This is a genomic window from Nannocystis punicea (assembly GCF_026965555.1).
GTDB classification, from domain to species: domain Bacteria; phylum Myxococcota_A; class Polyangia; order Nannocystales; family Nannocystaceae; genus Nannocystis; species Nannocystis punicea.
On the sequence record NZ_CP114040.1, the window covers coordinates 4,384,302 to 4,397,138 of the forward strand.

The 12,837-nt window shown below is 71.3% G+C and carries 11 protein-coding genes; 5 read left to right on the plus strand and 6 right to left on the minus strand.

Annotation, left to right across the window (positions count from 1 at the left end):
• Positions 1-401: 401 nt before the first annotated feature.
• From O0S08_RS16915 to O0S08_RS16935, 5 genes are all read left to right on the plus strand, one after another.
• Positions 402-1,541 carry an XRE family transcriptional regulator gene (locus O0S08_RS16915; RefSeq protein WP_269040191.1) on the plus strand — a complete coding sequence of 380 codons (1,140 nt, stop codon included), beginning with the start codon at positions 402-404 and terminating at the stop codon, positions 1,539-1,541.
• A gap of 15 nt (positions 1,542-1,556) precedes the next feature.
• The gene (locus O0S08_RS16920; RefSeq protein WP_269040192.1) at positions 1,557-2,558 is read left to right on the plus strand and encodes an NHL repeat-containing protein; all 1,002 of its coding nucleotides are present in this window, start codon (positions 1,557-1,559) and stop codon (positions 2,556-2,558) included.
• 435 nt (positions 2,559-2,993) lie between these two features.
• Positions 2,994-4,118, plus strand: coding sequence for a putative porin (locus tag O0S08_RS16925; protein ID WP_269040193.1), 1,125 nt, complete (start codon positions 2,994-2,996; stop codon positions 4,116-4,118).
• Positions 4,119-4,631: 513 nt separating this feature from the next.
• Complete coding sequence (locus O0S08_RS16930) at positions 4,632-6,086, plus strand: SGNH/GDSL hydrolase family protein (protein ID WP_269040194.1); 1,455 nt, start codon at positions 4,632-4,634, stop codon at positions 6,084-6,086.
• A gap of 334 nt (positions 6,087-6,420) precedes the next feature.
• Positions 6,421-7,710 (plus strand): DUF4388 domain-containing protein, encoded by a 1,290-nt coding sequence (locus O0S08_RS16935; RefSeq protein WP_269040195.1) that lies wholly within the window; start codon positions 6,421-6,423, stop codon positions 7,708-7,710.
• Between the two features lie 9 nt (positions 7,711-7,719).
• On the opposite strand, the gene O0S08_RS16940 is transcribed toward O0S08_RS16935, so the two are convergent.
• The 6 genes from O0S08_RS16940 to O0S08_RS16965 all read right to left on the minus strand — a co-directional run bounded on the left by O0S08_RS16940 (position 7,720) and on the right by O0S08_RS16965 (position 12,809).
• On the minus strand, positions 7,720-7,989 hold the full coding sequence (locus O0S08_RS16940; protein ID WP_269040196.1) for a hypothetical protein: 270 nt from the start codon (positions 7,987-7,989) through the stop codon (positions 7,720-7,722).
• 62 nt (positions 7,990-8,051) lie between these two features.
• Positions 8,052-9,062 (minus strand): right-handed parallel beta-helix repeat-containing protein, encoded by a 1,011-nt coding sequence (locus O0S08_RS16945; protein WP_269040197.1) that lies wholly within the window; start codon positions 9,060-9,062, stop codon positions 8,052-8,054.
• Between the two features lie 179 nt (positions 9,063-9,241).
• Entirely contained in the window at positions 9,242-9,682 is a 441-nt protein-coding gene (locus O0S08_RS16950; RefSeq protein ID WP_269040198.1) for a hypothetical protein, read from the minus strand.
• Between the two features lie 69 nt (positions 9,683-9,751).
• The gene (locus tag O0S08_RS16955; RefSeq protein WP_269040199.1) at positions 9,752-10,771 is read right to left on the minus strand and encodes an ADYC domain-containing protein; all 1,020 of its coding nucleotides are present in this window, start codon (positions 10,769-10,771) and stop codon (positions 9,752-9,754) included.
• Between the two features lie 330 nt (positions 10,772-11,101).
• Positions 11,102-11,896, minus strand: a complete 795-nt coding sequence (locus tag O0S08_RS16960; protein WP_269040200.1) for a lysophospholipid acyltransferase family protein — start codon at positions 11,894-11,896, stop codon at positions 11,102-11,104.
• Between the two features lie 4 nt (positions 11,897-11,900).
• Entirely contained in the window at positions 11,901-12,809 is a 909-nt protein-coding gene (locus O0S08_RS16965) for a diacylglycerol/lipid kinase family protein (RefSeq protein WP_269040201.1), read from the minus strand.
• Between the last annotated feature and the right edge of the window lie 28 nt (positions 12,810-12,837).

Consider the following 12,837-nt stretch of genomic DNA (forward strand, 5'->3'; position numbering starts at 1 on the left):
AGGTGCCTCGTCCTGCGCAACTCAGGGCCAGGGCGCCCCGGCCCCCGTCCTCCGGGAGCTCTCTTGGTGCGGTGACGGTCGGCTCCGCCGAGATCCGGGGCCCGGCCGCGCCTGAACCTCGGCGCTTCTCGCAACGAGGCGTCGAGGGGTGGCGCGATGCGAAGTTCTCGGGCCCGGCCGCGCTTGAACTGTGGTGCTTCTCGCAGCGAGGCGTCGAAGGATGGCGTGATGCGAAGTTCTCGGCGTGGACGAGAGGCTGATGCGTCGGGCAGTCGGGAGACTCCGAGAGGTTGGACATGTCTCTTGAGACACGTGGATGGTCCGCCGAGCGGGACCCGCACGTCTGTGGGGGAGGGCTGCACGCTTTTACAGTGCCGCGGAGCCTTTCGCGCTTGACAAGCATGCTTTCCATCGTGGAAAGAATACGCGCCATGTCCGAAAGCGAGCCGAACCGGGTGCGGGCCGTGCGGGAGGCGCGGGGGCTGTCGCAGAGCGAGCTGGCGGCGGCGGCGAGCCTGTCGCGGCAGAGCGTGGGGGCGATCGAGGCCGGGCGGGCGACGCCGGCGGTGGATGTGGCGCTGCGGCTGGCGCGGGCGCTGGACTGTCGGGTCGAGGAGCTGTTCGCGCTCGACGAGGCCGAGGCGCGCGTGGAGGCCGAGCCGGCGACGCCGGTGCAGGCGGGGCGGGTGGCGCTGGCGCACATCGGCGGGCGATGGGTGGCGTATGCGCTGACGGGCGAGGCGATGCGGCTGGCGGGCGACGCGATCGTGGCCGGGGGACCGAGGCGGCGCGGGCGGGTGCAGGTCGAGCTGCTGCGCGGGCGCGCGGAGGCGCAGGACAACCTGGTGGTGATGGGCTGCGCGGCGGCGCTGGGGGTGCTGGCGGATCGGCTGAGCGGGCGCGTGGGTGCCGGGCGCGTGGTCTGGTTGCCGCGATCGAGCACGCAGGCGCTGGCGGCCCTGGCGGCCGAGCAGACGCACGTGGCCGGAGTGCATCTGATCGACGGGCGTACGGGCGAGGCCAACGTGCCGGATGTCCGCAAACACGCCGCGGGGGCGATCGTGCTGATCACGCTCGCGCGGTGGGAGGCGGGGCTCCTGCTCGCGCCCGGAAATCCGCGGAAGATCCGCGGCGCGGCCGACCTCGGACGACGCGGGCTGCGGCTGGTCTCGCGCGAGACCGGGTCGGGATCGCGGCGGCTGCTCGAGCGCGAGCTGCTGCGCGCCGGGCTGCCGGCGACGCTGGCCAGCGCGGCGGCGGTGCGGGCGAGCGGGCACCTCGAGGTGGCGCAGGCGATCGCGGGCGGGGCGGGCGAGGTTGGGGTGGCCACGCGGGACGCCGCGATCGCGTTCGGCCTCGAATTCGTGCCGCTGGCCGAGGAGCGCTACGACCTGGCGATCCCGCGGGCGCTCCTGGCCGACCCGCGGCTGTCGCGGTTCCTCGACGCGATGACCTCGGCGGCGTTCCGCCGCGAGCTGTCGTCGCTCGGCTACGACGTGCGCGGCTGCGGCGACCGCGTCGCGGAGTTCGACGCCGCCTGACCTTTGGAGCAGCGGATGAAGACACGAGTATTGGCGATGATGGTGGCGGCCGCCGGTTGCGTGCCGCAAGCCGAGACGACGGCGACCGAGGGCGGGACCGAGACGGCCGCGACGACGATGGACACGACGGGCGAGACCGCGGCCGATCCGACCGAGGCCCCGACCACGGGCGAGTCGACCGGGGCGCCGGCGCAGTGCGAGTCGTTCCCGCCGTACCGGATCGACGTGCAGGCCGAGCCCAACGGGCTCTACTACCGCGTCGACGAGCAGCGGCTGTACATCGCCGACGACGACAACAACCGCGTGCTGGTGCGCGGCGAGGACGAGACGCTCGAGGTGTTCGCGGAGATCCCGAACCCCTCCGACGACCCGGGCTCGGACGGCCTCGGCGACCTCGATTTCGCCGCCGACGGCGCGCTGTACCTGCCGCGCTTCGGCTTCGGGATGCCGGGCCTGGGCGCGATCTTCCGCGTCGCCGGCGACGGGACCGTCGAGGAGATCGCGGGCGTGAACGACGAGTGGCGCCGCGTCGGGCTCGACTACGACGACGCCCGCGGGCTGCTCTGGGTGTCCACCTACTCGCGCGACGCCGACGACGTGTACACCGGCTGGATCGCCAGCGTCGACCCGATCGCCGGCGTCGAGACGATGATCGTCGGCGGCCTCAGCAAGCCGGTCGGGATCGCGGTGCTCGGCGACACTCTGTTCGTCGGCGACCAGTCGCAGCGGCAGCTGTTCAAGCTCGACCTCAAGGCCGCCGCGCCGGCGCTGACGCTGGTGTCCGACGAGTTCGAGTCGCTCGACCTGATGGAGACCACGCCCGACGGGGCGCTGCTGGTGCTGTCCTACGACACCGCGAACAGCACCGGCCGCGTCTATCGCGTGACCCAGGACGGGGCCATCTCGACGGTCGCGCAGGGCGACTGGGAGCCGCGTGGGATCGCCTTCGACGGCGTCAGCCGGATCTTCGTGTCCGCCCGCGACACCCAGCAAATCGTGGTCTTGCCGGCCTGCTGAGCGACCGTGAGCCCGACGACGATCCTCATCCTCGCGGCGCTGACGGCCGCGCCCGCCGACGAGGTCACCAGCGTGCCGGTGCCGGAGGTCCGTGAGCGGACGGTCGCGGGCGAGGGTGCGGCTGGTGGAAAGGACATGCCTGATTCGACAGGAGCGAAAGGCCCTGGTGAAAAGGACATGTCGAGCCCGGGGCCGGCCGGGGCGGGAGACGCCCCGGCGGGCGTGAGCTCAGGGGGCGGGCCTGTCCTCGAGGACAGGCCGGTCGGGCCGCCGCCCTCTGCCTCGCAAGCGCGGCCTGGAGCGGGTCCTGCCGCCCAGGGCGTGCGGGGCGCCGGTGGACCTGTCCGTCAGGACATGTCCATGGGCACCGCGAGCGCCGAGGCCCCGCCAAGCACGGGAGGCGCCGCGGTCGGTTCACGGGATGTCCCGAAGGACATGCCCGTCAAGGCTTCCAGGCCGCCGCTGCGCGAGCGGTTCCAGTTCTTCCCGTACGGATGGATCCGCACCGACGCCACCTGGTACTCGGCGCCGCGCGAGGGCTACAGCAACATCAGCCTGGCGGGGGCGCGGATCGGCGGCGGGGTCAACATCGGGCCGGTGACCGCGTTCGTGACGATCGAGGCGGCGCAGGCGAAGGGGCCGCAGCTGTTCGACGCGTTCATCGCCTGGGCCGCGGCCCCGCGGCTGCGGCTGCGCGCCGGGCAGTTCAAGGCGCCGTTCGGGCTGCGGTTCAACGCGCCCGACCTGGTCGACGAGCTGCCGCGCGCGCCGCTGTCGATGCTCGCCGCGACCCCGGGGCGCCAGGTCGGCCTCGAGGTGGCGTACGACTTCTGGCGCTGGGCCGAGGTCACCGCGGCCGTGTTCTCGGGCATCGGCCAGAACCGCGAGGCCAACAACACCAAGATCGCGTTCGCCGGCAAGGTGCAGCTGAACCCGCTGGCGTTCCTGCAGCGCGGCCCGCAGCTCCTGCTGGTGGCGTCGGTGTTCGCCTACCACAAGACCAACGGCTTCACGCCCACGGTCACCACCGCGTTCGGCTTCGACTTCTTCCACGGCCTGCCGAGCAGCGGCGCCTCGCGGCGCTTCACCGGCGGCGGCGGCCTGTTCTGGCGCTTCCTGTCGGCCCGCGGCGAGTTCTTCTACACCTACGACTCGCGCGAGCGCGACACCGACGGCGACCCGTTCACCCCCGGTGACCCGCTGCCGCAGCTGATCGGCGCCGGCGGCTACGCGCAGATCGGAGCCGTGGTGACGGGGCAGGACAAGGACCCCGCGACCCTGCTGCCGCGCCTGGCGAGCCGCCGCGTGCGCGACAGCGCGGTCGAGCTGTCGGCCCGCTTCGAGCGCTTCCGCATCGGCGCCCGCGACGTGGTCGGCAACGGCATCCTCGCCACGTCCGCCGGCGTGAACTGGGTCCTGCTGCAGCACCTGCGCGTGTTCGCGGCCGTCAACTGGCAGCGCCTCGAGACGGCGATCCCCGAGATCCCCCGCGCGACCTCGTGGGGCGTGACCGGCGGGCTCGCCGGCTTCTTCCTCGGCCGCGCCGGACGCGGCGATTGACGTGTCCGAAGGGACATGTCTCTTCGTATCATCCGGGGCGCGGTCGCGCCGTGCGCCGTCCGTCGCGCCACGACCTCGCGTCTGCTTCCACGTCGCGTGGTGAGAAGCGCGTGACTCGGCCGCGGCGAGCTTCAACCTGTCCGAAGGAGCATGTCGGCCTGCGCCTCGAACGCCGCGTGACATGGCCTGCAAATCCCGTCCGGGAGTGCATGCATGCCTCAATTGTCGCGTCTCGGACGCTGAGATGGGCCGTGTCACGAGGGCGTCTCCCTGCGGACGCCGCGTCCGTGTGGCCCTGATGTGGGCATGTCCGGGAGGACAGGTTGTGCCGCGGTTGCGAGGACGCGCGGGGGCGCCCGGACCGGCGCTCCGGTGCTCCTTGGGGCCGTCTACGGGCGCCCGCACCTGCGTTCGCCGGGCGTCCCTCGGGGCCCGCGCAGGCGCGCTCCCGGGCCTTCCGGAGCGGCCGTCGTGCCGGTGTTACGCCGCCGACATGGTGTACCCTGCCGGGCCATGACGCGATGGATTATCGGACCGGTCGCCGCGCTGGCGGTCGGGTGCGCACAGGGAGCGCCGCTCGACGGCGACACCAGCGGGACCCTCGGCACGACCATGACCACGACGATGCCGACCTCGACCGATCCGACGACCGGCTCGGGGACGGTGACCGAGACGGGCGAGACCACGACCACGACCACGAGCGACGGCGAGACCCTGACCTCGGAGACTGGCGAGACCACCACCAGCACCACCGGCGAGCCGACCGTGCTCGACGAGTACTACCCGTTCGACGAGGTCCATTCGCCGATCACCGCCGACGTCGCCGCCTCGCTGGCCGCGATCAAGGCCAAGAGCGCCAAGACCGACGGCGTGTTCGCCAAGGTCGGCGGCTCGAGCACCGCCAGCACCAACTTCATGCACTGCCTCGCCGACGTCATGCAGATCATGGAGCTGCCGGCGGAGCTGCAGCCGACGGTCGACTACTTCAACGCCACCGCCGCGGGCATGGGCGCGACCTCGTTCAGCCGCGTCAGCCTGGCCGCGATGGCCGGGTGGGGCGGGGCCGAGGTTTTGGCCGGCATGCCGTCGCCGCTCGTCAACGAGATGACCGAGATCCTGCCTCGCTTCGCGCTGGTGCTGCTCGGCACCGCCGAGCTCGAGGTGCCGCCGCCCGACGGCCTCTTCACCTTCGCCGACAACCTCGTGACCGTGGTCGACACGCTGATCGCCGGCGGCACCGTGCCGATCCTCTCGACCATGCCGTCGCGCACCATGCCGGCCGGGATCGAGGTCTACGTCCCGCGCTACAACGCCTTCGTCCGCGCGCTCGCGCAGGGCCGCAAGATCCCGCTGATCGACCTCAACCTCGTGCTCTCGGGCCTGCCGAGCCTCGGCCTCGCGCCCGACGGCATCGACCTCAGCGTCGCGCTCGGCGGCGACATGGTCACGCCGGCCCCGTGCGCGTTCGGCTTCGCCGGCAGCACGAGCGGCTACAACCGCCGCAACCTCGCCACCCTCGAGGCGCTCGCGCGCGTCAAGCCGGTGGTGGTCGACGGCGCCGCGCCGCCCGACGCCAGCGCGCCGAGGTTGATGGGCGCCGGCACGCTCGCCGAGCCGATCGTCATCCCGAGCCTGCCGTTCGCCGACATGCGCAGCACCGCGGACAGCCCCAGCGACGAGATCGACACCTACGCCGGCGCCTGCATGACCATGGGCGAGGACGGGCCCGAGTACGTCTACGAGCTGAACATCGTCGAGGCGACCTCGATCCGCGCGCTGGTGTTCGACCAGGGCAACGTCGACGTCGACGTCCACCTGATGACGCAGACCGACGCCGCCACCTGCGTGAAGCGAGCCGACCGCGAGCTCGAGGGGCCGCTGCAGCCGGGCACTTACTACCTCACGGTCGACACGCTCGGGGCCGCGACGCCCGGCGAGTTCGCGTTCGTGGTGCTGGCCGAGGGCTGAGCGCGATCTCGCTCGAACGCCCGCGAGCCGGGCCGTGCCGCGGCCGACCGCTGCGGGCGGCCTCGTTCGTGCTCCGCGTCGCTCGTCGGGCTCGAATCGGCCGAGAAACTTCATCCTCGCGGCGCGCCGGCCCGCGCGAGGCTGCTCGGAGCGCCCTGCGGGCGGCGCTAGTGCAGGACTTGGGGTCGGCTGACCGAAAGAGCAGGCCCCAAAGGTCATCCGCTCCGGAGCGGCGGCGCGGGGCCGTGGCGCGGCTTCGGCGGGCCGGACCGGGGGCCGCGTGCGCCAGGGTGAGAACGGGACGGACAGGTGTTACAGTGCGGCCCCGAACCCCATGAAGCACGCGCAGGACGAGCTGGTCTGGATCGACGGGACGGGGGCCGCGCATCCGCTGGGCGAGGTCGCCACGCAGCGGATGCGCACCCGCGAAGGCGCGTTCCGGATCATGCCTTCTCCGCGGCACCTGGTGTTCATGCGCTACGTCGGCGCCGACGGCCGCCGCGACCGGGAGGACGGCGCGGTGGTCCGGATCGCCGGCGAGATCACGGGGCCCGGGGCGATGGCCGACGTGATCGCCCTGCTGGCGCAGGTCGGCTGGCGCGGCGAGCTGGTGGTGCAGGACTCGGAGCACTCGCGCAGCCTGTTCTTCGAGCACGGCTCGATCGTCGGCGTGCAGTCGGACGCCGGCGACGAATTGCTCGGCAACATCGCCTACCGCTTCGGCGTGGTCCACGAGGAGGTCCTCGGCGACGTGCTGATCCGGGCCCGCAAGACCGGCGAGCGGTTCGGCGTGGCCGCGGTGGCGATGGGCGCCCTCACCGAGGAGCAGGTGCTGAGCCTGCTCGGGCGCCAGGTCGAGGAGGTGGTGTTCTCGGTGCTGATGGCGGACGACGGCCTGTACGCGTTCCTCGACGGCTACGAGGACTCGCGCCTGCCGTTCCGCCAGGTCCACAGCGCGACCTCGTTGCTGATGCACCTGATCGTGCGCCTCGACGGGATCCGCTACTTCCGCCCGTGGATCCCGTCGTCGCAGTACATCCCGAAGAAGCGTCCGGGCGCAGCGGAGCCGGGCAACGAGGTGATGCCGCTGTGGAACGCGATCGACGGGACCCAGAGCGTCGAGGCGCTCGGTCGCTCGACCGGCCTCGGCGAGTTCCTGGTCACGGAGATGCTGTTCCAGCTGACGCAGTCGCAGCACGTGATCATCCTGCCGCCGCGGCTGCGCGGCGGGGCGGCCGAGGCGGTCGAGCTGGCCAACACCGCGCTGCGGGCGATCCACCAGCGCGCCGACATGGCCGGCCGCGGCACGGTGTTCCGCAACGCGATGGCCGGGTTCGCCCGCGGCTCCTACGACGACCTGTTCCGCGGGGCAGGTCCGTTCGAGCACGGCGGCTTCAACGGGCAGATGATCGATCGCAACGCCAGCGCGACCTGCCGCGCCCTCGGCGGCGAGCCCGAGGTGCTGGTGCGCGAGATGATGTACGACTACGTGGCCTTCGCCCTGCTGTCGTGCGGCGCCTCGATCGGCAAGGCCGACGAACAGGCCCTGAGCCGCGAGGTCGAGCCGCTGCTCGCCAAGCTGCGGCCCGCCAGCCAGTCGGGGATGTTCCGCCTCAACAAGTGAGGCGCGGCGTCAGGCCTGGGCGTGGGACGCTCGCAGGCCGAGATAGACGGCCGCGGCGAGGCCGACCAGCACCGTGTTGACGACGAGCCTGGCGACCCATCGCCAGCGATGGCGACGCGCGTCGTACGTGCGCGAGAGGACCATCCCCTGCGGCAGGACGAACAGCGCGAGGAACCACGGGGAGGGGAACAGCCAGAAGGCGATCGGGACGAGCATCAAGAGGACGAACAGGACATGATAGTCGAGCTCGTTGATCCAGCGCTCGTGGCTCTCAGTCATTCGTCGTCCGCTCCCCGGCGGTGGAGTCTGACACCGAATCGAAACGCGTGCCCAAGGGGCGCTCACGGGATCGGCGAGTCGTCGTCGTCGTAGACGTTGCCCTCGATGAGCGGGTCCGGGTCGTCGATGACCCACGGGCCGTAGCCGTGGCCGCGGCCGAAGCGGTTGTTCAGGACCCTGGTGCCCATCGGCGCCGTCTCGCCCTCGCCGCGGATGTTGAGGGTCCAGCCGCCGTCGTCGAACCAGTTGCACTCGAGCGTGAGGTCGATGGTCGCGCCGCCGAGGTCGCCGGTCTGCACCGCGGCGTTGCTGGCCCCGGAGATGTCGTTGTGGCGCAGCGTGACCCCGGCGCCGCCGGTCGACTGCACGCCGTCGTTGTGCTCACCTTCCCCGTTGGACAGGTCGTGCACCCAGCAGTCCTCGATCAGGACGTTGCTGTCGGCCTTGAAGCCGTCGGCGGTGCCGTGGATGTTCAGCCGACGCGCGGTGTAGTTGGCGAACGAGATGGCCGCGGTCGCGTCGCCGGACAGGCCCTCGATCTCGCTGTCCTCGACCACGAGGCCGACGTTGTCCTCGTCGAAGTAGCGGATCGGGTAGTAGTCGCCGCTGCGGATCCGCACGTTGCGGATCGTGACGTCGTCGGCCAGGACGGTGATCGTGCCGTCGATGTCGAGGCCCTCGATCACCGCGCCGTCCTCGTCGACGGTGATCGAGCCGCTCGGCATCAGCCGCACGCCCTTCGGCACGCCCGTGTTGTCGGGGCCGGGCCGCGGGCCGTCGCACGGGCCCACGGGCTCGCCGGTGGTCCCGGCGGTGTCGTCGGTGGTCGGCTCGGCAGTGGTCGGGCCGAGGGTGGTGGGCTCGGCGGCGGTCGAGGTCGAGGTCGAGGTCGTGTCGCTGCCGTCGCTCGCGACCGTACCGGTCGAGGTCGGCTCGTCGGTGGTGCTCGTCGTTGCGTCGTCGGGGGTCCCGTTGCTCGTCGCCGCCGTCTCGCTCTCGGTCCCGGACGGCGCCGGGGCGCCCCCGCAAGCCATCACCAACGCCATGCTCGTGCACCACCGGAAGCTCCGCATCGGCCCGTCCTCCGCGCGGCATCTTCGGCGGGGTGGAGCGGGGCGTCAACCGGCGCGCGACTGGGAGCGAGCGCGCCCGTGATGTTGGCAGACCCCGGGCCGGCTCACCGCGGCGCGCGCGGCGAGCGATAGGATCATGAGGACATGTCCAAAGGAACCTGCACGAACGGGCATGCCCTTCAGGGCAGGTTTCCCGGGTGCAGCGCGGCGACGGCGGCGTCGAGGTCGAAGTCGAGGGCGACCGGCTGGTCGCGGTCGAAGGTCTCGAGGTAGCGGTCCCAGTCGCAGTTGGCGGCGGCGGCCAGGCGAACGCCGCGGGGCGAGGCGGCCCCGCGGAAGGCGAGGGCGCACACGCCCTGGCCGCCCGGGTAGAGGGTGACGGAGCGGCCGAGCAGGGCGCCGGCGAGCTCGTCGAGCGAGCGCAGGTCGACGGTGAACTCGGCGCCGATCAGCGCCTCGATCGAGGCCGGCCCGGGCATGACGGTGCCGGCCAGCCACAGGGTCTCGCCGGCGTGGGTGAGCGCGAGGTTCCAGTCGGCCTCGGGGCCGCGGCAGTGGTAGAGCTCGAGCGTGGCGTTGCTCAGGTCCCAGGTCTGGTCGCCGATGCGGATCCGGCTCATGCCGCCTCCATACCACGGGAGGCGGCGGTCTTGGCACCTGTTCGAAGAAACAGGTACTTGCAGATCGAATCAGCTGGGCCCGGAGCCGTCGCAGGCGCCGGGGTCGGACTGCCACAGGTCGCAGTAGCGATCGGCCAGGAGGCCGCCGCGGCTGCTGTCGAAGTCGCCGCAGGTGCTGATGTCGTCGAGGGCGTCGAGGCAGGTCGGGTACTCGTAGGTGATGCCGGCGTCGTCGAGCATCTTGAGGCGGCGCTGTTCACCGACGCAGACGGCGCCGTCCGGGCCCCACTCGGCCTCGATGCCCCAGTTCTGCAGGGTCAGGGTGACAGGGCTCTGGATCGCCGGGCTCAGGGCGTCGAACACGTCGATCGGCGTGCCGGTGAAGGTGTGCGGGGTGCCGTCGCCGCAGTAGTCGGCGCGGGCCAGCCGCGTGCAGGCCTGGTGGTGGTCGGCGAGCGAGACGCCGGCGACTGTGGCCCACGGGCGATAGCCCCACTCGACACACTTGGCCAGGACCGCGTCGCGGCAGGCGAAGGTGACGACGCCGGCGTCGTCGACGCGGTCGCCGGTGGTGCCGTCCCACCAGTTGCCGATCGCGATCGCCTGGGTCGGCTGGCCGTTGTGGTCGTAGCAGAGGCTGGACCACGTGCTCTCCGCCACGTCCTGGACCGAGATGTCGTAGAACCACACGTCGCCGTCGGGGTCGGCGGGATCGAGGTAGATGTCGTCGAAGCGCAGGACGTAGGTCTCGCCGGCGCCCTCGAGGGTGAGGAGCGAGCCGACCAGGTCGTCGCCGCTGACCTGCACCGGGCTGCCGTCGACGATCTGGGTGGCGGAGAAGCTGCTGCCGTTGAGGTTGATGCCGTTGAGGTTGATGCCGTTGAGGCTCCAGTTGTTCATGCGCATGCCGTTGAGGTTGATTCCGTTCATGCGCATGCCGTTGAACTGCTGGCCGTTCATCACGGCCGAGTTCAACTGAAGTCCGTTGCCGACGTCGCTCCGCAGCGTAACCGCCGTTCCAACGTCGTTCTCGACGACATCACAGGCCACAACCGAACAGACCAGTGCCAACCAAATCCCTCGAGTCATGGGCCTCATCATCTCCTGACCGAACGACATGATCGAGGTCCTCGGAACGCGCAACCCGTGCGGGGCGACAGCCCCGGCAGTCAGCGCATGCGGTGGTCCAGGGGGCGCTGTGCCGTTCGTGCGTCCGTCACATACACGCGGACGCGGTCCGGGCAATGCCACGTTACGACATCGCGCGTTTGGCCTGAAACTCGAAAGGAAATCGCGGCAGTGAGGCGAGGGCGATGCTCGTCACGCTGCCGCGATGACCCGGGTCCACGTCTCCGCTGCCGCGACATGCAGACGGAGGATTCATGGCCCCCGATCGCCGACTCGGCCTGTCGCCGACGATCAGGCGCCGGAGGCGATCGGCGTGGCGTCGGAGGGGATCGGCGCGGCGCGGCCGGGCACGATGCCGCGCTCGGCGAAGTCGGCGATGATCTTGTGGGTCCGCTCCATGACCTTCGCCAGCTCGGCGTCGGACAGGCCCTTCGTCTCGATCGGCGCGCCGACGTAGATCGTGATCTTGGTCGGCGTGAGCAGGTACGAGCCCTTCTGCATCAGCTCGTACATGCCGTGCGTGGCCAGCGGAATGACCGGGAGGCCGGCGATCCGGGCCATCCAGAACACGCCGCGCTTGAACTCGGCGACCTTGCCGTCGAGGGTGCGGTGCGCCTCGGGGAAGGCGAGGATCGAGATGCCCTTCTTGGCCCGGTCGCGCGCGGCCTCGGCGATGGCGCGGTAGCGGTTCGAACCCTCCGGCACCGGGATGCCGTCGGCCAGCTTCATGATCCAGCCGTACATCGGGATCTTGAACTGCCAGGCGTTCATCAGCCCGCAGAAGGCGTGCGGGATCGAGGCGCAGGCGGCGTGCGCGTCGAGCAGGTTGACGTGATTCATCATGAACACGCCGCGCCGCTCGTGGTCGAAGTCGGGGTCGTAGATGATCTCGACCTGAGACAGGGTGATCTTGAGGACCGCGCCCATGCCGGGCCCGCCGATGTAGTTGTGGGTCTTGCGCGACGGAACCACGGTCGACACCGCGGCCCACGTGACGGCGACGCCGCCCATCCACGCGAACGAGATGGTCCACACCACGGCCGAGTAGACGACCTGAGCTGCCTTCTTGAGGATCTTGAACACCATTGCTTCACGTCCGGACGTCGAGCGCGCCGGGGACGACCTCCAGCCGGCGCGGGTTGCACTTGATCATCTCGCCGTCGACCATGACGTCGATGTCCTCGGCGAGGCGGAGGTCGAGGCCGGGGGCCTGGTAGCAGCGCACGGCCGGGTGCTGCACGTGCGTGCCGCTGAAGATCTTGGGGAAGGTGCGGAGGAGGCCGACCCGGCCCAGGCGGCCGACCCGGATGATGTCGAGCAGGCCGTCGCGCGTGTTGGCGTCGGGCGCCATCATCATCTTGCCGCCGGTGAAGCGGCTGTTGTTGAACGAGAGGAAGGTCAGCGGCTCGCGGTCCTCGGGGTGACCGTCGATCTGCATCGGGAAGGTGTAGGGCCGCAGCGCCGCCACCCGCAGCACGGTGCTCAGGGTGTAGCCGAACTCGCCCAGGCCCGAGAAGTTGCGGTTGCGGGTGGCGCCGACGTCGGCGACAAAGCCGATGCTGAAGATGTTGATGAAGTGCAGCGCGCCGCGGGTGTGCGTGCAGCGGATGAGGTCGCACGGGCGCGTCTTGCCGGCGATGATCGCCTCGATCGCGTACTCGGCCCCCTGGTCGGTGAAGTCGCGGAGGAAGGAGTTGCCTGTCCCGAGAGGCAGCATGCCGAGCGAGGGCCGCTCGCCCGCCGGCAACGCCCCGGAGAAGATGCCGTTGATCAGCTCGTAGCTGGTGCCGTCGCCGCCGACGGCGATGAAGTGGCGCCGGCCGGCGGCGACCGCCTCGCGCGCGAGCTCGGTGGCCTGACCCGCGGCCCGCGTCTCGACGACGTCGATCTTGACCCCCGACTGCCGCAGGCGGTCGACGACCGCGGGCGCCCGCTTGCCGCACACGCCGCCGCCGGCGGCTGGATTGACGACTGCGAGGAGGGTGGCCGGATCGTGCATGCGGGCATGCTATCAGGCCCCGGAGGGC

Bases quoted from the DNA above. Each gene is read 5' to 3' on its own strand.
- O0S08_RS16915 (WP_269040191.1), top strand. From the start codon at position 402: ATGCTTTCCATCGTGGAAAGAATACGCGCCATGTCCGAAAGCGAGCCG.
- O0S08_RS16920 (WP_269040192.1), top strand. From the start codon at position 1,557: ATGAAGACACGAGTATTGGCGATGATGGTGGCGGCCGCCGGTTGCGTG.
- O0S08_RS16925 (WP_269040193.1), top strand. From the start codon at position 2,994: ATGCCCGTCAAGGCTTCCAGGCCGCCGCTGCGCGAGCGGTTCCAGTTC.
- O0S08_RS16930 (WP_269040194.1), top strand. From the start codon at position 4,632: ATGACGCGATGGATTATCGGACCGGTCGCCGCGCTGGCGGTCGGGTGC.
- O0S08_RS16935 (WP_269040195.1), top strand. From the start codon at position 6,421: ATGAAGCACGCGCAGGACGAGCTGGTCTGGATCGACGGGACGGGGGCC.
- O0S08_RS16940 (WP_269040196.1), bottom strand. From the start codon at position 7,989: ATGACTGAGAGCCACGAGCGCTGGATCAACGAGCTCGACTATCATGTC.
- O0S08_RS16945 (WP_269040197.1), bottom strand. From the start codon at position 9,062: ATGCGGAGCTTCCGGTGGTGCACGAGCATGGCGTTGGTGATGGCTTGC.
- O0S08_RS16950 (WP_269040198.1), bottom strand. From the start codon at position 9,682: ATGAGCCGGATCCGCATCGGCGACCAGACCTGGGACCTGAGCAACGCC.
- O0S08_RS16955 (WP_269040199.1), bottom strand. From the start codon at position 10,771: ATGACTCGAGGGATTTGGTTGGCACTGGTCTGTTCGGTTGTGGCCTGT.
- O0S08_RS16960 (WP_269040200.1), bottom strand. From the start codon at position 11,896: ATGGTGTTCAAGATCCTCAAGAAGGCAGCTCAGGTCGTCTACTCGGCC.
- O0S08_RS16965 (WP_269040201.1), bottom strand. From the start codon at position 12,809: ATGCACGATCCGGCCACCCTCCTCGCAGTCGTCAATCCAGCCGCCGGC.